General features: G+C 54.1%; 15 protein-coding genes. 7 read left to right on the forward strand and 8 right to left on the reverse strand.

What is annotated here, in order from left to right:
• The first annotated feature begins 212 nt into the window (after positions 1-212).
• From TW80_RS13740 to TW80_RS13750, 3 genes are all read left to right on the forward strand, one after another.
• Positions 213-1,208, forward strand: a complete 996-nt coding sequence (locus tag TW80_RS13740; protein WP_045998005.1) for a sulfotransferase family protein — start codon at positions 213-215, stop codon at positions 1,206-1,208.
• 93 nt (positions 1,209-1,301) lie between these two features.
• Positions 1,302-3,602, forward strand: a complete 2,301-nt coding sequence (locus TW80_RS13745; RefSeq protein WP_157033278.1) for a GumC family protein — start codon at positions 1,302-1,304, stop codon at positions 3,600-3,602.
• The gene (locus tag TW80_RS13750; protein WP_045998007.1) at positions 3,599-4,822 is read left to right on the forward strand and encodes a polysaccharide biosynthesis/export family protein; all 1,224 of its coding nucleotides are present in this window, start codon (positions 3,599-3,601) and stop codon (positions 4,820-4,822) included. The genes TW80_RS13745 and TW80_RS13750 overlap by 4 nt, the downstream gene beginning before the upstream one ends.
• On the opposite strand, the gene TW80_RS17705 is transcribed toward TW80_RS13750, so the two are convergent.
• Positions 4,823-5,686 (reverse strand): family 16 glycosylhydrolase, encoded by an 864-nt coding sequence (locus tag TW80_RS17705; protein WP_052700993.1) that lies wholly within the window; start codon positions 5,684-5,686, stop codon positions 4,823-4,825.
• Between the two features lies 1 nt (position 5,687).
• On the reverse strand, positions 5,688-6,377 hold the full coding sequence (locus TW80_RS13760; RefSeq protein ID WP_157033279.1) for a hypothetical protein: 690 nt from the start codon (positions 6,375-6,377) through the stop codon (positions 5,688-5,690).
• Between the two features lie 562 nt (positions 6,378-6,939).
• Between TW80_RS13760 and TW80_RS13770 the strand changes: the two genes are divergently transcribed.
• The 4 genes from TW80_RS13770 (at position 6,940) to TW80_RS13785 (ending at position 14,567) form a co-directional block, all read left to right on the forward strand.
• A complete protein-coding gene (locus TW80_RS13770; RefSeq protein WP_045998010.1) occupies positions 6,940-7,743 on the forward strand; it encodes a sulfotransferase family 2 domain-containing protein in 804 nt (267 codons plus the stop codon).
• Positions 7,740-8,690: a glycosyltransferase family 2 protein gene (locus tag TW80_RS13775; RefSeq protein ID WP_045998011.1), complete on the forward strand. Its 951-nt coding sequence runs from the start codon at positions 7,740-7,742 to the stop codon at positions 8,688-8,690. Before TW80_RS13770 ends, TW80_RS13775 begins: the two co-directional genes overlap by 4 nt.
• Positions 8,687-9,925, forward strand: a complete 1,239-nt coding sequence (locus tag TW80_RS13780; RefSeq protein ID WP_045998012.1) for a glycosyltransferase — start codon at positions 8,687-8,689, stop codon at positions 9,923-9,925. The genes TW80_RS13775 and TW80_RS13780 overlap by 4 nt, the downstream gene beginning before the upstream one ends.
• An 841-nt stretch (positions 9,926-10,766) precedes the next feature.
• Positions 10,767-14,567: a LamG-like jellyroll fold domain-containing protein gene (locus tag TW80_RS13785; RefSeq protein WP_045998013.1), complete on the forward strand. Its 3,801-nt coding sequence runs from the start codon at positions 10,767-10,769 to the stop codon at positions 14,565-14,567.
• 93 nt (positions 14,568-14,660) lie between these two features.
• Here the strand turns inward: TW80_RS13785 and TW80_RS17710 are convergent, their stop codons facing one another.
• The 6 genes from TW80_RS17710 to TW80_RS13815 all read right to left on the reverse strand — a co-directional run bounded on the left by TW80_RS17710 (position 14,661) and on the right by TW80_RS13815 (position 20,200).
• Positions 14,661-15,308 (reverse strand): TetR/AcrR family transcriptional regulator, encoded by a 648-nt coding sequence (locus TW80_RS17710; protein ID WP_052700994.1) that lies wholly within the window; start codon positions 15,306-15,308, stop codon positions 14,661-14,663.
• A 70-nt stretch (positions 15,309-15,378) separates the two neighbouring features.
• Positions 15,379-16,407: a siderophore-interacting protein gene (locus TW80_RS13795; protein ID WP_052700995.1), complete on the reverse strand. Its 1,029-nt coding sequence runs from the start codon at positions 16,405-16,407 to the stop codon at positions 15,379-15,381.
• A 7-nt stretch (positions 16,408-16,414) separates the two neighbouring features.
• The gene (locus TW80_RS13800; protein WP_045998014.1) at positions 16,415-17,188 is read right to left on the reverse strand and encodes an ABC transporter ATP-binding protein; all 774 of its coding nucleotides are present in this window, start codon (positions 17,186-17,188) and stop codon (positions 16,415-16,417) included.
• A gap of 3 nt (positions 17,189-17,191) precedes the next feature.
• Complete coding sequence (locus TW80_RS13805) at positions 17,192-18,217, reverse strand: FecCD family ABC transporter permease (RefSeq protein ID WP_045998015.1); 1,026 nt, start codon at positions 18,215-18,217, stop codon at positions 17,192-17,194.
• Entirely contained in the window at positions 18,214-19,254 is a 1,041-nt protein-coding gene (locus TW80_RS13810) for a FecCD family ABC transporter permease (protein ID WP_052700996.1), read from the reverse strand. Before TW80_RS13810 ends, TW80_RS13805 begins: the two co-directional genes overlap by 4 nt.
• Positions 19,247-20,200 carry an ABC transporter substrate-binding protein gene (locus TW80_RS13815; protein WP_052701014.1) on the reverse strand — a complete coding sequence of 318 codons (954 nt, stop codon included), beginning with the start codon at positions 20,198-20,200 and terminating at the stop codon, positions 19,247-19,249. Before TW80_RS13815 ends, TW80_RS13810 begins: the two co-directional genes overlap by 8 nt.
• Between the last annotated feature and the right edge of the window lie 9 nt (positions 20,201-20,209).

Here is a 20,209-nt window from a genome sequence, read left to right on the forward strand (position 1 = left end):
TCGGCCTGAAAAAAGTCTATCGGCATTTTAGCGTTTGCGCAAAATATCACGATCGGTCGGCAATTATCATCTGGTGCGCCCTAAATAGGGGCGTGGTTTGAACGTGTATTCGTTGACCTGATTGATAAAATATCGTAAAAAAGACTGATTATAGAACGTCTTATTTTCACTTTCTGCCATTGGTTTGTGGCAGGTTTGTCGGAGTTAATTGGTTGGCTTATTCGGGTTCTGACCGGATTGAATCCGCTGTTCCAGAACAAAGCGCTGGTGGACGGCGGTATCCGGATTTCATCATTGGCGGCGCACCAAAATGCGGGACGACCTCGCTGCATTTTATATTGGATCAGCATGATGACATTGCGATTCCACATGACGAGGTTCATTTTTTCGACGCTGATGATCCTGTGTCTCATCCTGACTTTTTGCGGGTTGATCATGATCGGCTCGTTTGGTGGAGCGCATGCCCTGAGGCGGATGAGAACCTTGCGTGGTATGCGGGCCGTTTTGATCAGCATGGGGCGGGTTGGATTGGCGAAGATTCCACGACCTATCTGATGTCAGAGGTGGCTCCGGCGCGCATCCATGCAATCGTGCCAGATGTGAAGCTGATTTTTATGCTGCGTCATCCGGTTGAACGTGCCTATTCGCAGTATTGGCACTTGGTCAAAACCGCGCGGACGACGGCGAGTTTTGAGCAGGCATTAATCCGATTTCCGCAAATCCTATTGGGGTCCGGTTATGCGACGGGTCTGCGTCGGTTCTACGATCAGTTCGGACGAGATCAGGTCAAAGTGTGCCTGTTTGAGGATTTTCGCAATGATAATCAGGCCTGCGTGGATGAGGTCACCGCGTTTATCGGTGCGCCCAAAATGCAGATTGATCTAGAAAAGACATGGTTCAACAAAACCAAGTATCCTGCCAGTTTGCGCCTGCAGCGTGCCGCCAATGTGGTGGGTGGGCCGCTCGTGCGGCGTAAATACCGCAACCATATGGAAACAGAAACAGCGCAGCCAAACCGGGTGCGCAACAAGCTTCACTATTGGTGGTTTAAGCATGTGAACGCGCGATTGATGACCGCTGATCGCCCGTTGCCAATGTCCGATGAAACCCGCGCCTACCTAGAACAGCATCTTTCTGCGCGAAACGCAGGTTTGTCTGAATTGCTTGGGCGTGATCTGCGGTCAGTATGGCAAGGTATCGCGTGTTAGCATGGCATTGAGATTCAGAACTTGCCTATCGCCGGGATGATTTGCCATCCTTTTTTCTATCTTAGATGAGTTATTATTTTCGGAGTATTTACAGTGAATCGTCAGTATGGGGCTCTTGATTTTATGGTCGATGACCCGCTTGATGCGACCCCGCGGGATTATGCGTTTGGTGTCACAGACGTGGTTTTGTTTCTGAAACGGCGCTGGCTTTTGATTGCGGGAATTGCGGCGATTATTGTGGTGCTGGTTGGCGCAATGCTGACAACGATGCAGCCCCGATACACAGCCACCGCCGAGCTGACATTGATTGACCAACGCCAGCAAAGTACCCCGATTGCGGACCTTGTGACCGGTGTGCCGCTGAGCCGACAATTGGTGCAACAAGAAATCATCACCATGCAGTCCAAGGCCTTTATGATCGAGGTGGTCAAGCGGCTTGAGGCTGAGAGCGGCACATTGGTGATCGAACCGCCCGCCCCGCCGATTTGGCCCGTGCGCATGTTGCGTGGCGCAAAGCGATTTGTCGCGGGGTTGATCATGCCCGCTCCTGCGCAAGTTCCGGTCGCCGAGGCGCCGTCACAAACCGTCGGTGAAACCGCAGAGGGCGACACCCCTGTAGAAGGGCAGTCCAACGATCCGACCCAAGAGGCCGCATTTGTGGTGCTGGCTGCCGATCTTGAGCGTTACGGCGAAACTGCCGAACAGCTTAGCCGGATGATCCGGGTTGCGCAGCTAGGCAATAGTTATGTGATCGGCGTATCGGCACAATCGACTGATCCTGCGCTTGCGGCACGGATCGCGAATGCGGCAGCAGCGGAATACACGCGGTTTAGTTTGAATATCCGGGGCGATGCCATCGAAGAGCAGGTGCTATTGCTACGTGACCGGGTGGATGATTTGGGCCGCAATTTGGAGAAGGCAGAGACCGATGTTGTCGATTTTCAACAGCAAGTCATGGGCGTGGATAATATCAGTGCTGACCGTCTTGCCAGTCAGATCACTGACCTCAGTCGTCGTTTGATCGATGCCCGTGCCGATGTAGTGCGTGCGGATGCGCAATATAGCAAAGTGCTAGAGATCGTGTCAGATCGCGGCGCTGTCACGGCCGCTGATGTGCTGAGCTCTCCGATTTTGGGCAATGTCCGCGAAGAGCTATCGCAGTTGCGGATCGATCGTAGCCGGGCGGTCGAATTGTTTGGTCCGGAATCCAGCCAAGTGCGCGCCATTGATGCGGTGATTAATCGCATTTCCGAAGAGACCAAGATCGAAACCGCCCGTATCGTGTCCGAATACGAGACAGAGTTAAACATCGCCGAAACGATTGCCGAAGGGATCAATAACGATCTGCTGGATCTTGAGGGGCTGATGCTGACCCGGTCGCGCAATGCTGTTGAACTAAGTAAGCTGCGTCGTATCGCTGACGCGAACCGGATCGCTTATGAAGAGTTTCTGACCATCGCGACAGAATCTGCGCAGTATCGGGCGCTTCAGCAATCTACAGTGCGTTTGTTGTCGTATGCCGAGGTACCAGAATTCCCGAGCGCACCCCGTTCGTTGCTGTTGTTGGCGGCCTCTGGTGTAGCGAGCCTGTTGTTTGGGTTGGGCGTCGCGATCTTGATCGAAGCGGTGAACAACAACATCAAGACCGAGCGGCAGTTGCGTCAGGTCACTGGGCTTCCCGTTATTGGCAGCTTTAGCAAAATCTCAACCGGGGGACTGCGCCGATTGCGGGATAATTTGCGTATCGGCAACAAGTCGAAGATGGGTAATGATGAGCTGACGGTGATTTCAGAGGGGCATGCCGTTTCATCGTTCCTGTTGAACGTTATGGACAAGGATAAGGGGACAATTGTTGTTACCTCTGCCGTCGCGGGCGAGGGGGCATCGACAGTGGCATTGCTCTTTGCGGATGCGTTGGCCAGTCAGGAAGAATCCGTATTGCTGATTGATGCAAAGAATAGCAGTGCGACCCAGCCCGAACAGGCCCCGTCAGCGGATTGGGATCCAATCCAGATTATTCGCACCGAAGCGGGCGTGCCGACTTTGACCCTGTCCAGCGCTGCTCAGACCGATCCGCGCCTGATGTCTGAGCGCCGCAAACAAGAGTTGATGCAGACCATCACGGCAAAATACGACTACGTCGTGGTTGATGCTCCGCCTGTCCTTTCATCAGCGATTGCCTTGCGGTTCGTGCGTGACGCGGATGCGATTGTCGTGACTTCACGGTGGAATGCGACAGCACGTCAGACGGTCGAGGCCTGCGTGCAAAAGCTGCGTGATCTTGCTGCGGACAATATGTTTGCCGTGATGACGCAGGTGAAACGTAGCGCAGAGCGGAACTACGAATATGCCGGCTTTAGCAAGGCGACCCGTGCTGGAAAGGCAAGTTCATGACAATTTTCCGCCGTCTGCGTAACAGCCTGATTTGCGCATTCTTGTTCATTTGTCCGGTGGTCGCGGGTGCAGATACTTATCTGCTTGGGGCCGAGGACGTTGTTTCGGTTCGCGTTGCAACATGGGATGATGCCACTGCGACTTATGTTCCGATGCAGGCCATCAGCGGCGACTACACAGTGTCTGCTGGTGGGATGGTGTCGCTGCCTGTCGTTGGCAGTGTTGTTGCGGCTGGCCAATCACCAGAAGAGTTGGGCGCGGCGGTTGCAGAGCGTCTGCAAATGTCTGCGGGTCTATTCCAATTGCCCGCCGTGTCATTGCAGATCATCGAATACCGCCCTGTTTACATTACGGGCGATGTTAGCAATCCGGGGTCTTATGAATGGCAGCCTGGTTTGACGGCGACTAAGGCTTTGGCGCTAGCGGGTGGGATATTGCGCGCCCGAGAGGAAGCATTCGACGAAGCCAGTGGTTTTCGCGAGATAAATCTACTGCAATCGGTTCAGGTTGAGTTGGCGCAGTTGCGCGCGCGGGGTGCGCGGCTTCAGGCGGAACTGACTGGTACCAGCGATATTGATTTCCCTGATCCGATTTATCACCCGGACGGGACCCATGTTGTGGATCGCATCAAAGAAGACGAACGCGCAATTATGGTGATGCGTATTGAATCCCAATTGCGCGCAATTGAATCAAACGAGGCGTTGATTGCGCTTTATGCAACGGAACTGGCTAGTCTGGAAAGCAAATTGGCGGGCCAACAGCGACAGCTGGAATTAACGCGTGAGCAGGTGGAAAACCTGAAATCGCTTGAAGAGCGCGGGTTAGTGCCAGCGAGCAGGCTTATTTCGATGGAACAAAACCTGATGGACCAAAACGCCGAGGAATTGGACCTGAATACCGCAATTTTCCGCGCCCGCCAAAGGATTGGTGAAACGCAACGTGATTTGTTGCAACTGAAGGACAATCGCCGTCAGCAAATCATGACTGAATTGCAGAACACCCGCCATGAGATCGTTTTGCAGTCCAAGCGCGAAGAGATGCTTGCCGGTTTAGCGGCAATGAGCGGCGTGCGCCCCGTCAACACTGTGTTTGTGACCAATATGCAGGTCCGCCGGAATGATGGCGGTTCGGTCGCTGTGGTGCCGGTGGGACCGGACGAACCAATCCTGCCGGGCGATGTGTTCGAGGTCGAACTGGCGCTGCAAATGTCCGAGGAATAGCTATTCCTTGGCCGCAAGATCACTGCATTGTGCGGTGTCTTGGTCAGCGGGGCTGAATGAGGCGCATTGAATAATCGCGTGGCCCGCAGAATCTGGCGTTGCTTCGCCCGCCCAATCGGCTTGGCCCGGTCCACCGGCCCAAAGGTCCATGTAGATTTTTGCCGGTGGGCGCGGGATTTGATCTGCGCCGTCGAGGCGAAAGATTTCTTGGTCTTCGGCGTACCAAACAAGCGCGTCTTCGCTCCACTCAAAGGCGTAGAGGCGTGGTTTTTCGCTGGCGTCAAAGCCAAGGTCGGTCCACGAGGGTTCTTCGAGCTGTTGCCCGTCTCGATAGCGGTTTAGGTATATTTTGCTGGTATCCCGGCCAAGGAATTCGATGTCGATTTCTTCGTGCGTGTCCCCAAAATATGGTCCCGTATAAAGGTAAAACGCCGAGATCAGACCTTCGCCGACAGCGGGCTGCATGATGACCTCATAGCGGCCATATCCGTACCATTTGCGCCGTTGGACCTGACCGCTTGTAAAGGGTTTTGAGGTAAGCCCTGTGTTCATAAGTGTTCCATCGTCTCCTTCGAGCACCGAGGCCTCGACGATGTTTTCGGGATCAGTTGGATCGAGGCTGAATCCGATGCCTGTGGCGTTCAAGTCTATTGCACTGGCGCGCCAACCCGTTTGGAACCAATCGGCGGGGTGATCGTATTGGGCGACCCACCATTGTGAACCAAGCCCGGCAAAGGGGAATGCCGTCATAAAGGGTTCGCCGAATTGTCGCTGCCGCTGTGCATCTGCGGTGCTGGCGCATAGGGCCAAGAGCGATGCGATACCGATTGTCGGGAAGTTGGAAATCGAACGCGAAAAAATCATATTAATACTCCCATCCGTGCAAACGGATTTCTAGGGCAAAGGCATTTTGAATGAATTGGGCTTGTTTGCCGTCAAAGACATCGTGGTAGGACCGTCGGTCCTTGCGGATACCTGCCTTGGCTTGGGGTAGGCCGCTGTAGGGGATGTCGAGTTCTTTAAAGAGGGCGGGCAATTCCTGATCAAGTTGATCATAGCGCAAGACGCGATCCACGATCACGTTCCCCTCGACATCACAATAGAAGGGCGCATTGTGGCAGTAGACCCCTTTGTCGATATAACCATCCAAAGTGAGCTCCGGATCATAGTGCCGATGCCAATCTGCGTTTCGGAACATGTGATAATGCGACAGGGTTTTGTCCCACGGGTTTCGATCCACAGCGACCTTGAGATAGCTATCCCAGATATCCTTGGGCATCCGTGCGCGGGCAAAGCGTGCGGGGATGTGGTTGTACATGCGCTTGCGTTGCCAGCATTCGCGCAGGTTTTTGCGAAGGTCGGTCGCTGAATGCACCTCTTTCCAGGGTGCGAACCAGCCGCGCCAGTTGCGTGGTTCGTGACCTTGAACCGCAGGAAAAATGGGTGTCACGACATCAGCGGGGCCGCATTCATTGGCGATCGCCATTTCGATGCTGGTGCCAGCCGTTTTGAGGGTCTTAATAAAAATGAGCTTATGACGATGCGAAACGATCATCTGAAAAATCCCGTCTAATAGATAACAATAGTCGACAGTGAATGGGCGCGTGTGCAAAAATTGCCGCTGTAACCCGCTAGATTTGACCCTTTCTTAATAAAGTGTCGCTGCATCCAAACAGATGCGCGCCGATAAAGTGGCACCGCAGAGAATGAAAATGATAAAGCTTGCGATAAGTTACGACATGAATGACACTAGAATTATTGTTTAGGCTTTGCCCGTTAAATTTATTCTAAGGTTATTCATATGGCGAGTGTCAAAACCAAAGTTTTTGTGAACGCTTGTCTGAAATCTGATTTTGGCTTTCTGCCATCTTTGAGGTCTTTGGACGATATCACATCCTTATTTGTCTGGCTTTCCACAGGTTATCGCGACCTAAAGCGTTCTGTGCGTGGTATTTTTCAGCATCCAGATCGCGTCGTGGCCGGGTGCAGGCGTCGCAATTCTTTGCCGTGGTTAAGTGCAAAGAATTTCCAAGCCAAATTTCAAACAGGTGTTGCTTTGGCGCTTAATGTCGGCGCGCGAATGTTGCGAATGTCGGCACAACCATGGCGAATCACACATGTTTGATAACAGAACACTGATCAATAAGGTTGGGCTCGCGCCGCTGCAAACGAAGTGGGACAGGCTGCGTGGGCAGGGGCGAAACCATTTTGCCTTGCGCGTCAATGATCGACTGCTCGGATATTGCTATATCCGCAAAAATGCCTGCTCAAGCTTTAAACGCATGTTTTTGGATCTTTCGCCGGCGCAGGCAGATCGCAGGCCAGACGAGCGGCCCATCGATTTTATGCGTCGTCATCATGTTATGCATGAGGCCGATTTCGACCAATGTGACCACCTGATTGTTGTCTATCGCGATCCGGTGGAGAGGATCATGTCGATGTTTCGCAACAAGTTCATCGCCGTAAACGGCGCAGAGGATATTCATCGCAACTTTGTCGCGCTCGAGGGGCGTGAGCCTGTTAATGCGAGTTTTCGCTATTTTGTTGAGCGCTACTTGCAGCGTGATTTCAAGCGGCTTGACCGGCACGTGCAGCCGCAGTCGGTACATTTGCGCCGTGCGGTCTATACCGACGTGATCCCGGTCAAAGGTCTGTATGACCACATGATCAATGTGGTCGGGCCAGAGTTGGCCGGGCAATATTTCAAGCGCCCAGTTAACCGCACATCAGATGTTAAGTTGGTCGACTTTCCCGGTGCAGCAGACATGCCAATTCGTGATATCCGCCAAGAATACGCGGTCCACGGGCACATGCCGGATGACGCCAGTCTTTTGTCTTTGTCGCTGCGCCAAACGTTAGAACAACGCTATGCCGTTGATTATGCGATGATCGCGGATTTCAAAGGGCGGCGGTCGAAATGACACCTCCCCCCTTTGTTTCTGTTATCATCGCAGCACATGATGCAGCGTTTTTTGTGCAAAAGGCCATTGATAGTGCTTTGGCGCAATCAGGCGCACATATCGAAGTTATCGTGGTGGATGATGCTTCGACTGACGACACGCGCAGCGTCATCCATAGTCTTGCGGCCCAGAATGACGCGATTGTTCCAATATCCAGCCCCACCAATTTGGGGCCGGGGGGTGCACGCAATTTAGCGTTGGCCCGCGCCAAGGGCGATTGGATTGCGGTGTTGGATTCCGATGACAGCTTTGCCCCGGATCGGTTGGCAAATATGGTGCATGCGGCCAAGCGGGCTGATGCCGATATCGTCATTGATGATTTCGTGTCGATGCGGCCCGACGGTGAAATTCTGGAAGAGCCAAGCCTATCGGATCGGCGTAGTGCGGGCGCGATTACTTTGGCCGACTGGGTTGGCCTGAATGTTATGGAGCGCGGCGAACTGAGCTTTGGCTATGCCAAGCCGCTTATCTCGCGCGAGTTTCTGGTTAAATCTGGTGTCACCTATAATGCAGCTCTGCGGAACGGAGAGGATTTTCATTTGGTGCTGGCATCCCTGATCGCAGGGGCAAAACTGCATTTTACGGCCATGCCGGGGTATCATTACACGCGCCGCGCTGGATCGGTTTCGGCACGTGCGCGCCATGATCATTTGCGAGCCCTTTTGGATGCGGATGATGTGGCAGGCCGTCAGCTTGATGCGAATGCGCAAGCGGTGGCACTTCGGTTCTTGGCGCGGCGACGCAAGAATATCGAACGCTTGATGACCACAGAAAGCATCATGGGCGATCTCAAGGCGAAGCGCTTTGGCGGCGCTGTCGCGCAGCTGTTGCGTCATCCTGCAACGACAGGACGTCTGATTGGTCATCTGGCGGAGGCAGTAGGTAAACGGATTGGGGCGAACCAGTGAGCAGCGCAAATCGTAAACCAAACCATGTCATTCTGGTCGGGCGCCGGTTGGATGGGATGCAGACTGGCAGCAGCCAGTATCTTAAGACTTATCTCAAGATTTGTCGCGAGGCCGGGCTGTCGACCCAACTGATTTTTGCGCCGCGCAGGTCCTTTGGTAATCTTCCCTTTGCGCGCATTCATCCAGAGTTTGTCGAATTGGTCGATGGTGTCGATTGGGCTGTTACGGTTCAGGTCGCGGGGCGCTATGTTTCGACGTCACCGGCCGTTTGGGGGCGATTTTTGATCCGCAGCATGAAAGAGGTCGCGCGCCGTTTGACGGGCCGAAAACATGCGCCGTACCCCAGTATGCTTGGTGCCGAGCTATCCCCCGCCGAGGCGCGCCAGGTCGTCGATCGGGCGAGGACGTATGCGCCTGACGTTGTAACCGCAGAATACAGTAGCTTTGCGCCGATGCTCTCTGCGTTTCCACAAGCAAAGCGGATCGTGTTTCTACATGATCTATTTTCGCTTCGTGCCGAAAGTTTTCGGTCGCGGGGGATGGACCCGGATCATGTGGTTGTTTCGCTAGATCAAGAGGCAGCGCGATGCGATGCAGCGGATCTGCTGATCCATGCGAGCCGCGTCGAAGAAGAGAGGTTGCGCGTGGTCATGCCGGACCACCAACACATATGGATGCGTCCGGCAGTCTCTGCGAATTTTCCAGCCTCGACCCAACGCACAACGCCGCACGCGGTGTTTATGGGGTCACAACACGCGGGCAATCACCGTGCCTTGGCTTTCCTACGCGAAGAGGTCTGGCCGAAACTGCGTGAAAAACTGCCTGAGGCAAAGTTACATGTTGTCGGGTCGATTGCGTCAACTGTTGACTCCGCAGAGGCGGCAGAAGAGGGGTTGTCATTGATTGGGCGGGTTGAGGATCTTTCCAGCATTGCCAGCCCCGATGCGATTGGTGTCGCGCCAATGCAATTTGGCAGTGGCATTCCGATCAAGGTCGTCGATTATCTGGCCATAGGTTTGCCGGTGATCGTGACCTCTGGCGCGATTGATCCTTTTGGTGACGCGTTGGATGGTTTGGTCGCGATTGCCCAATCCGACGATCATTTCACGCAAATTGTGGCAGAGCTTTTGACTGACGCTGAAAGGCGCGAAACGATGGTTGATGCCGCGCGCCAAGTAACCGACCGATTGGATAACGGATTGCTACGGGACGCGCTGTCACAGGCGCACCAGTAGCCGTCCGAATCCCCCACATATTCAGAATCATCTGCGTGATGAGCAGGCGAAATTTTACGTTTACGTAAGTTTCGCGCCCAATTTTCACGCGGCGATATGTGGCTAAACTGTGACAAAAGTCACAGAAAGGACACAATTTAGGGGCGGATACACCTTCTATGCCATAGTTGGTCTAGGTGGACAGTGGGGGCTCGGCTACACCGTTTCCATATGTGGGTCGATTCGTCGTTATGGTCGGTTTTGTTCTTAATTGAGCTCTTTTGACCCGTTTTTGATGGTGGAATTTCACGCAAACAAGATCGTGATGCTTAAATTTTACGTTGGGTCAAAACTCAGATGAGCAATAATCAGCCGAAATACGCCAGATTATCATCACAAATCCGCTCACAACTGCCGCGTGCAGCGAAACATGCCAATTTCCCCATGTCTGGAGGCTATCACATTAGTAAAAGCGCGGCCTCGTAATTTGGGGCCGGTAAATTTGGTGCTGACGATGGTTGGTTACCGATACGAATTTCTTGCGGGTTGCAAAGAAGGATCATGTGAAGAGAAACAGCGCAGAGCGCCAAGACTGTGGATAAATTCGATGACACAATTTGGATTAGCTAATGCCTAATTTTGACACATTTACCGCCCCATTTCACGTACTCTTGTGTGGCTATACAACCTATAGGCGAGCTACTCCGCCTACACACACTCACGACTAAATCTACCGTCTTTCTGCTCAGAGAGGCTCCGACCACCGGGAACCGCTCTTAATATTACTTTGACTGCCCCGAGCGCGAAAGACGGACAATCGAAACTTTGGCTCCTCCACCGGAGCCCAATCGGGAAGATTGAAATGGAAATGAACGACACAGACGGCGCTATGATGGCGCACGGCATGACTGACGCTTTGTTTGACGTAAATGATGCGACCCATGTTGCAGTTTCGTCCGGTGCGTGGACTGATCCTAGCACATGGAAAGGCGGGCGTATTCCAACCGAAGACGCCAAGGTACACATCCCCATGGGCATCGAAGTGGAGTATGACTCGACTTCGGATGTCCGGTTAGAGGTTGTACGCGTCGACGGAGCGCTCGATTTCGCAACAAACCAAGACACCTATATGTTGGTTGAATCGCTGTACACGGGAACAATGTCACGTTTGACAATTGGTACAGCCGACAACCCTGTTGATGCTGACGTTAAGGCACAGATGATTTTTGCTGATGGCGAAATTGATCTGGCGCTGGACCCAGAGCAGGTTGGTCACGGTTTGGTTGCCGAAGGCAAAGTAGAAATCCACGGCCACGAGAAAAGCCCATATACCGCGCTTGACGGTAACGCGATGGCGGGCAGCAGCACGCTTACTCTTGATGGTGGCACCGAAGGCTGGGCCGTTGGTGACACGATTGTCGTCATGGGGACCGAACTGGGCAAGTTTCAAGATGAATACCGGACGATTACCTCAATCAGCGAAACCGGCAACGGTGTTGTCGTAAAACTGGACAGCCCGCTTGACTATAACCACACCTCGCCCGAAGGGCATGATCTGGACATCTATGTGGGCAACTCAACCCGCAATGTGTTCCTGACATCAGAAAACCCAGAAGGTGTACGCGGTCATGTCATGATGATGCACACGCCAGATGTATCGGTGCAATTTGCCGAATTCAGCGAATTGGGTCGCACCGATAAATCGCGCTTGCTGAATGATACTGACAACGTTGCATCGCGTTATCCGCTGCACCTGCATGAGACAGGCACAAGCGCTGATAGCGAAATGGCCGTGCTATACGGTAACTCTGTTCATGGATCACCCGGATGGGGCATTGTACAACACTCAAGCAATGCGGCGATTGATTTCAACTTTGTCCACGACATTGATGGGGCAGGTATCGTGTCAGAAGACGGCGATGAATTGGGCCAGTGGATCGGTAACTTTGTCACGGGCGTTCCGGGCACAGGTAGCAAATTCTCGATCCAGCGGGATGAGCATGACGCGGATTTTGGTCACAGCGGTGTGGCCTATGAAAACCAAGCCCGTCAAATCATTCAGCAAGACAACATTGCCGCAAATGCCAATACTGGTTGGATGTTCCGCGCTGCTGAAACCAGTGTCGACAATCCAGATCGCGATGCGTTGCAGTTTGACCCAGCCCCGCTGAAGGACGTGATCAACAACGAAGAACCGGCCATCGTCGGTTTCCACGACAACCAAGCTATCGCCGTAAATACCGTGTTGGACACGGGGCACCGTCAGGATATGGCGACAACAACTGACCTGCGTAGCGACATGGATGGCATGATTGCGTGGGAAGTAAACCGTGTCTTTGACATCTTTAGCTACACTGGCGAATACGTGATCAGTAACGGTCTGTTCATTGGTGCAGATGGCGCGGGCCGCGCTGTGAAGATGCCGCAAAAGCATGAAAGCACCTCGATCGTAAATTCACACTTTGAGAACTTTAACACCGCGATTTCGGACACAGGTCTGAACCACGACGGCGTTTACATGGGGCTCACCTTTAAGAATGTGAACAACAAGATCGAGGCGTATCTCTATGGTGATGAACGCCTGCAAAACGCGTCAGAGATTAACCTGATGGATCGTCCCAAGCTGACGATTGACAGCTCTTCTGATCTGACGATGGGCAAGGGTGACGGCAAGATTTACATCTCTGGCACAATCGTCGATAGCGCGGGCACATTGCAATTGGGCTCAAACCGTTGGACGACGACAACCCACTCTGACTACGATGGGATCGACACGACAACCAATGACATGGGCCAGCCAGAGCCAGAAGAGCTGCTCGCGCATCACGGTGCCATGCGTGACGGTGACGGTTGGATTATGCCGATCACATTGTGGATCACAGATCGTGTGACAGGCGAACACCATGCCTATCGGATCGACATCAATGTCACCGGATACAGCGACGCATTTATGGAGCAGTTCGAAATCTCTGAATTCTCGCTGCCATCGAATGAAATTGTCGTGCTGGACAGTTATGCGATGACCCATTCGGGCGATGGTGGATCGGGCCAGCCTGACACACCAGTTGATGAACCAGATGTCCCAGTGGACGAGCCGGACGTGCCAGTCGATGAACCAGACGTCCCGGTGGATGAGCCGGACGTGCCTGTAGATGAACCTGATGTTCCGGTTGAAGAGCCTGACGTCCCAGTGGACGAACCTGATACCGGTTCGGGCGACACGCCTGATACACCGACACCGCCGACATCGGGCGGTGGTGACAGCAATGTCGGCGATCTGGTGAACTGGGCCCTGTCGATTGGTACATCTGGTGCGGACATCCCTTCGGTAGAGCTTTCCGATGACTTTACGATTGCGGCATGGGTCAAGCTGGCCGAAGGCAAAAACATTAGCGTCGCTGACGCGATTGTCGGTAGCAACGACTTTGATGTGAACTTTAAGAATGGGCATCTAACGGTGAGCCATGGGAACACCGATATCGCTGTTTCCAAAGTAGCCGCACAAGATGGCGTTTGGGCACATTACGCGGTTGTTCGTGAAGGCGGCACAGTCCGGATTTACCAAGACGGCGACGTCGTCGGGGAATCCAAAGAGGATTGGACCGATACGGTGTTCATCGACAAATTGGGTGATGGCCAACTCATGTCACGCGGGCTTGTCGGTGATCTGGACGAAGTGCGTATCTGGGATGGCGCACATAGCGAAGAACAGGTGAATGATGTTCTGGCTGGTGTGTTGCCTGTTGGCAGCGACAAAGATCCCGTTGCCGTTTACGACTTTGAAGATCAACAGGATCTGGGCAATGGCACCGAAATTGTCGAATCCGAGATCAAAGCCGCGAATGATACAACGACGCCGCCAGATACGACGCCTGACTCTGTCATGGAGCTTGGCCGGGTCGAGTCAAAGCAGCTGAGCAGCTCTGACTGGATCAAGGTCAAATTCTCGCAAGAGATTCCAGACGCCGTGGTTGTCATGGGACCTGTTTCGAACAACGGCGGACAAGAAAGCTTTGCCCGCGTGCGTAACGTCACCGACGAAGGTTTCGAATATCAGATCGAAGAATGGGATTACCTCGACGGCAAACATACCACTGAGGAAATCAGTTGGATGGCGATGTCCGAAGGCACGCATACTTTGGCTGATGGGCGCACTGTTTCTGCAACGCGGGTTCAAACCGACAATGCAGGTGAGGCACTCGTAGAGCTGGCCGGGTCAGATGTTGTTCTGGCGCAAGTGGGTTCTGACGCCAATGCCGAGGCAGTGGTTGTTCGGACGGACATCCAAGATGACGGCACGATTGCGCTGGAACTGCAACGTCAAGAGGACAGCCGCGGTGGTTTTGACGCCGAAACCGTCTATGTCATCCGCATGGACGAAGGCCAGTCTGACCACTTTGAGTTCTCGAGTGGCGTTCAGGACAAGTTGGATCACAACCTTGGTACGATCGACTTTGACGCCGACTACGATGACGTCGCCTTCTTGGGGTCAATTTCGACAGTAAATGGCGGTGATACCGTTGCGCTACGTCTTGATGATCTCGACGGTGGTTCGGCTTCGGTCTTCTTGCAGGAAGAAAAGTCTTTGAACGACGAGGTAGAACACCTGTTTGAAAGCGTCAGCTGGATTGCAGGCGAGGTCGGTGTTTACGATCTAACCTAACGATAAACACGTAAGTTCATCGAAGGCCCGGGCCACATCATCAGTGGTTCGGGCCTTTTGCGTCGGCGCTCATGCAAACTTGGGTTACCCGTATCAACCGGCTGGAAGGTTTTCCCAGCGGTCGTAGTCAAAGACGATCAGCAGAAGTTTCTTGCACATTTGGTACATTTTTTCTTCGAATGGCGTGCCCGCCATGTGTGATAGGGTGATCAGGCTGGCGACGGTATATTCGTTTTGCAATAGCAGCATCGGCATCGCCAATTCCGGTGGAGGAGATGATCCAAATTGCTGTTTGATTTTATGGACCCGCGCGGCGACCTCTACTTTGTGTTTTTCCTCGAGTGCTGCCAGTTCTTTGGAAGATGACATCGCAAAGCGCAGTTTCCAGTTTGACTGCGAATTCAATTCCGGGTTCGTTAATCCGCGCAGGAAGGCTTCGACGCATTCTTCGTATGTCGCGTCAGGGCTTAAACTATCGTTCACGCGATCAAGTTCGGCGAGCGTTGCCTCGAGCCATTGGCGGAACAACTCGTAGAAAATCGCCTCCTTCTTGGGGAAATACTGATAGAGCGAACCAATCGAGATGCCCGCATGATCCGCGATCATTCGTGTATTGACCTGATGCGATGGGTGTTCGTTCAGCAGGGTCTTGGTTGATTGCAGAATTGTTTCAACGCGCAGACGCGCGCGATCCTGATGGGCTGTTTTGCGAGGTGCGAGACCGCTTTTTTCTTTTGGCATACCGTTGCTGGGTCCTCATCCTGACGCGATATCAATATACTTGGGCGGGCAATATAGCTAGCCAAAGGGGTCAGTGCCAGAAGGTGCCCAGATAGCTACGGCCCTTGGGTAGGTTGCGAGGTTTCAAAAGGGTGCGCAGTCTCTTGACGTGGTCCGCGTGTGCGGCAAACCACAGATAAGGCTGCTTTTCTTTTTCGAACCGCGCAAAGGTCTTATCGGAAAATGCACCGTCTTTGGGATGTAGCCAATGGACCGTAAGGCTGGGATGGGTGGGCAGCGGGTAATCCTGCGCCCCGCTATGGCTGAGCAGATAAACATGCCCCTGTGCGTCTTTGGAAAGCGCTGTGATGATGCGTCCGATTGCAGGGTAGGCGGTTTCGTCACCGCATAGTAGTAGGTTGGTTTCGCCGATTACACTGCCTCCTGCGGGTCCAAGAAGCGCAACCCGGTCCCCTGTTTGTGCGCTGGCAGACCAAGCAGTGACACGGCCACCAGGATGCTGAAAAATGTCGACATCGACAGTGCTATTTTCGGCGTGAAACGCCGCAACGGTGTAAACTGGACGATGCAATTCCTTGTCCCCTTTGGGCCAATTGAGCGCGCCGTTTTCCTTGAGCGTTGGCCATTGTGGTGACTGGTCGTCGGGATGCGGTAGGACAAAACGAAAATGGATCGCCCCGTCCGAGAAAAAATCAGTGCTGGGCACATTGAGGGTGACCCGCACAAAATCCTGACAAAGCTGTTGCTTTGCGGTGACTTCAGCAAGATGCAGATTTGGGGGCTGGCTACCTATAGCTGGACCATCAGACCATCGCAGTTTTTGCGCGACCTGCGGCAAGAAATGCTCAAGGTGCTCGACCAGATTTTCGCGGATCAAAAACAATCCTTCGGCATCATTTCCTGTGACGGTTAGCTCTACGCCGCCATCACGCGCAGCTATGCCGAATTTCCCAAAGGGTGACGCCACTGAGACTGCTGCATCGCTATTTTCCAAAATGGGCAGATCGTGTTCGTCGGCCTCGTGCACCATCAATTGCCGCATGGCCTGAAACGAAAGGCCCGCGATCGTCGTCGTGGCGTGATGTTTTCCGGTGGTCATTGCGGTCTCACTTCATGATCATATGCGGCTGGCCCGTGTGCGGGTCGGCGATGATCGTGCAATCCAGGCCATAGATGTCGGCCATGTTTTCTTGGGTCACGACCTCGGTTGGCGTACCGCTACAAAAAACACGTTTATCCTTGAGCGCGACGATCTGGTCGGAATAGCGTGCGGCGAAATTGATATCGTGCAGCACCATGATCACCGTCAGCCCGTTTTCTTTTTGTAGATCGCGCACAAGCTGAAGGATATCGCGTTGGTGCGGCAAATCCAGATAGGTGGTCGGTTCGTCCAAGATCAGGATCTGCGGATTTTGGGCCAGCACCATTGCAATCCACGCCCGTTGCAGCTGACCACCGGACAGGTTTTGCAGCAGCTGTGTTGCCCGACCCTCTAGGTTCACCTGCTCCAATGCTTTTTGTACGTGTTGTTCATCGTCGCGCGACCATTGGCGCATGGGCGACTGGTGTGGGGTGCGCCCGCGTAGCACCAGATCAATCACCCGCATGCCTGCTGGCGCGGTGGTGTTTTGCGGCAAGAACGCAAGGCGCTGTGCAACCTCGCGTGTTTTCATTTTATGAATTGCGGTATCGCCCAAATTCACGGACCCCCGCGTTGGTTTTTGCAGCCGTCCCAAACATCGCAGCAAAGAGGATTTGCCGCAGGCATTGGGCCCGACAATGGTCGTGATTTCGCCCTCTGCGATATCAAGCGATACGTCGTCCAGCACAGTGTTTTTGTCGTAGGACAGGCAAAGCGACTGACAAGATAAAGTGGTCATGAACTATAGGCGCTTTCTATTTTGCATCATCAGAACCCAGATCAGCACGGGCGCACCAATCAGGGCTGTAAAGACACCAGCAGGCAGAGCGAACCCGGCTGGCAAGAATTGCGTGATCGCGTCAGCAAGCAAGGCAATCAACGCCCCGACAAGTGCCGCCGACAGTATTGTTGGTCGTGATTGGCCGTTTAGCCCGTGGGCAATTGGTCCCGCGACAAAGGCCACAAAGGGCAGCGGTCCCGCCGCTGCAACGGCCAGTGCGACGGCACAAACCGCGAGCCCCAGCGTGATCAAATGCGCGCGGTTGAGCCGAATGCCCAATGCGGTTGCCAAAGTGTCGTCCAAGGATGCGCGCGACAGCGTGAACTGGTGCCAAAAGATGAATGGCGTCAGAACGACCAGCCCCAGCCAAAGCAGTTGCACATCATGAAATGAACGGTTCCCAAATGATCCGACCAACCATTTTACCAGTACGGCTGCGGTGTTTTCGTTCACCTGCATCAGCAAAAGGTCAGAGATCACGGTCAGGGTCAGCATGACGCCAATCCCCGTCACGACGACTTGGCCGGACGACAGACCGCGTTGCCAGCTGAGGATCACAACAAGCATGGCTGCCAATGCGCCGCCTGTTATTGCACCGAGCATGACGCTGCCAACTCCGCCGGTCAGAACAACAGACAAGATCGCCCCAACGCCTGCACCGCTGGAAAATCCGATAATATCGGGCGATGCCAGCGGATTGCGCAGCATGGTCTGGATCAATTCGCCCGCCATGCCAAGCGCCAGACCAACGGCCAGCGCCGTCAGCACCCGTGGTACCCGATTTTCCAAGACAATCATCTGGATGACTGGATCGCCCTGACGGGCAAAGGCCCCAAGGATATCACCCAACCCCAAGGGATACGCGCCGCGCAGTAGCGCGACAGACAATAAGGTTAGCAAACTGGCCGCGAGCACTATGTTCACCAGCAGCAACCGCGCTGGCAGGCGCGTGGACAGGGCTCCGATCCGAAGGCTCAGCGTCGTCATAGGCGGACCCCCCGCTTCATTCGCACGAGCAGGATCAACACCGGCCCTCCGATGAGTGCCATCATTGCGCCTGCTTCGATTTCGGACCCCGGCAATAAGACGCGCCCTAAAATATCGGCAAACAGTGCAAGAATACCGCCCGCAAAGAAGGCGCCGACTGTTAACAGGCTGATATTCGCCCCGACGAATGGTCGCACAACATGCGGCACAACAAGCCCGATAAAGGCGATAGGCCCGGCAAGCGACACGGTTGTCCCACATAAGATGACGACCGTCAGCACGGTCAGGACACGAGCGATGCCAATCCGCACACCCAGCGCCCGTGCCGTATCGTCGCCGAGCACCAGTTGATTCAACAACATCGCTGAAATTACAGCCATTGGAAGTCCAATGGCGTAGAGCGGCAGCAAGCTAGATATATTTGCCATGCTGACACCCGAGAATGCGCCCAGAACCCAGAACCGATAGACGTCCAGGCTTTCGCGGCTGAGGATGAGGATCGCCCAAGTGAACGCGAGAAACAGCGCGCCAATTGCAGCACCAGCCAAAACGAAACGTGTAGGATCAGGGCCGTTTTTTCGCACTGATCCGCCGAGCAACAAAACAAGCCCTGCGGCGATCGCCGCACCGATAAGGGCAGGAATAACGAGGTCGGTTTGATCGACCAAACGCAGACCCCAAATTGCAATCACCACGCCCAGTGCAGCGCCGCCGTTGATCCCCAATAGCCCCGGATCGGCCAGTGGATTACGGCTAAAGACTTGCATCAAGGCGCCCGCAACACCCAGTGACCCACCACCAAGCGCTGCGATCACAGCGCGTGGGATACGCATTTGCAGAACCACCACATGATCGGGGTTCGTGCCGTCAAAGGCAGTGAACGCGCCGATCACTGTACCCGGTGCGACGTCACGGATGCCAAAAAACAGGGAAATTCCCGCGAGCAAGACAATTAACACGACCGCAATCACATAAAGGCCAAGCACGTAGCGAAGATTATTGCGCCGCATTTGCACGGCCAAATTAAAGTCACTCATCGGGTGCTCCGACTGTTTTGGCGTGGGCATTGCGTGCGTGGGTGCGCGGGTTCCCATCGGCGGCTGCGACGATCACAGGCACCAGATAATCCAGCGCAAAGTTCAGTGAGAGCGGGCTGGAATGGGACATCGCAGAAGAGAGTTCTTCGTCGATCAGGATTTCACGCCCTTCGCGCACCGCGCGCATCATGGGACGCAGTTGGATACGATCAAGCGCGGCTTCTGGGTTTGGTGAATCCATCCAGATCAGAATGTCTGTGTCGATTGGCTCTAGGGTTTCAGGCGGGACGATCACATAGAAATTTGTTCCCCGAACCATATCATTCACTGCGGGCGTGATGGCAAAGCCCAGATCGGCAATCAATCGACCACGGATATCTTGTTGTGCAAAGGCGCCGATACGTACGGGCCAGCCCACTGTGCCGGTACTGCCCTGCCATTCAGGGTGATCTTGGCGTAGTTTGGCGATGCGTTCCTCAAGCGCGGAAATTTGTTCGCGGGCCGTATCGGCACGGCCCAACGCGATACCGATGCGTTCATGCATAACCTGCCAAGGCGTGCCGTAGTCCCCATATTCGGCCAGCGGTGCAACCGTCGGCGCTATGGTGGATAGCATGTTATATTCCCGCTCTGTCATCCCAGAGGCCTGCCCAAGGATAAGATCAGGTTCGAGCAGGGCAATCTGTTCAACGTCAATGTCACCGTAGATCACGGCTGGCTCTGCATCGCCAAGCGCGTCTTGGGCCCAGGGCCATACCCCATAGGGGTGCGGTCCATACCAATAGCGCAAACCAACAGGCACCACGCCGAGTGCCAGCACATAGTCATGTCCGATATAGGACAGCGAAACGACGCGCTCGGGCGTGCCGTCAATTGTAGTCGTCCCAAAGCGGTGCTGGATCGAAACAGTTTCAGCACCGCACGCGAAAGCGGCGCTGAAAGTCATTGCGATTGC

The organism is Loktanella sp. S4079, assembly GCF_000967725.1.
Classification (GTDB): domain Bacteria; phylum Pseudomonadota; class Alphaproteobacteria; order Rhodobacterales; family Rhodobacteraceae; genus Yoonia.

What these genes read in the sequence shown, in the direction of transcription:
- TW80_RS13750 (WP_045998007.1), top strand. Translation starts at nt 3,599, where the DNA reads ATGACAATTTTCCGCCGTCTGCGTAACAGCCTGATTTGCGCATTCTTG.
- TW80_RS17705 (WP_052700993.1), bottom strand. Translation starts at nt 5,686, where the DNA reads ATGATTTTTTCGCGTTCGATTTCCAACTTCCCGACAATCGGTATCGCA.
- TW80_RS13760 (WP_157033279.1), bottom strand. Translation starts at nt 6,377, where the DNA reads ATGATCGTTTCGCATCGTCATAAGCTCATTTTTATTAAGACCCTCAAA.
- TW80_RS13770 (WP_045998010.1), top strand. Translation starts at nt 6,940, where the DNA reads ATGTTTGATAACAGAACACTGATCAATAAGGTTGGGCTCGCGCCGCTG.
- TW80_RS13775 (WP_045998011.1), top strand. Translation starts at nt 7,740, where the DNA reads ATGACACCTCCCCCCTTTGTTTCTGTTATCATCGCAGCACATGATGCA.
- TW80_RS13785 (WP_045998013.1), top strand. Translation starts at nt 10,767, where the DNA reads ATGGAAATGAACGACACAGACGGCGCTATGATGGCGCACGGCATGACT.
- TW80_RS17710 (WP_052700994.1), bottom strand. Translation starts at nt 15,308, where the DNA reads ATGCCAAAAGAAAAAAGCGGTCTCGCACCTCGCAAAACAGCCCATCAG.
- TW80_RS13795 (WP_052700995.1), bottom strand. Translation starts at nt 16,407, where the DNA reads ATGACCACCGGAAAACATCACGCCACGACGACGATCGCGGGCCTTTCG.
- TW80_RS13800 (WP_045998014.1), bottom strand. Translation starts at nt 17,188, where the DNA reads ATGACCACTTTATCTTGTCAGTCGCTTTGCCTGTCCTACGACAAAAAC.
- TW80_RS13805 (WP_045998015.1), bottom strand. Translation starts at nt 18,217, where the DNA reads ATGACGACGCTGAGCCTTCGGATCGGAGCCCTGTCCACGCGCCTGCCA.
- TW80_RS13810 (WP_052700996.1), bottom strand. Translation starts at nt 19,254, where the DNA reads ATGAGTGACTTTAATTTGGCCGTGCAAATGCGGCGCAATAATCTTCGC.
- TW80_RS13815 (WP_052701014.1), bottom strand. Translation starts at nt 20,200, where the DNA reads ATGACTTTCAGCGCCGCTTTCGCGTGCGGTGCTGAAACTGTTTCGATC.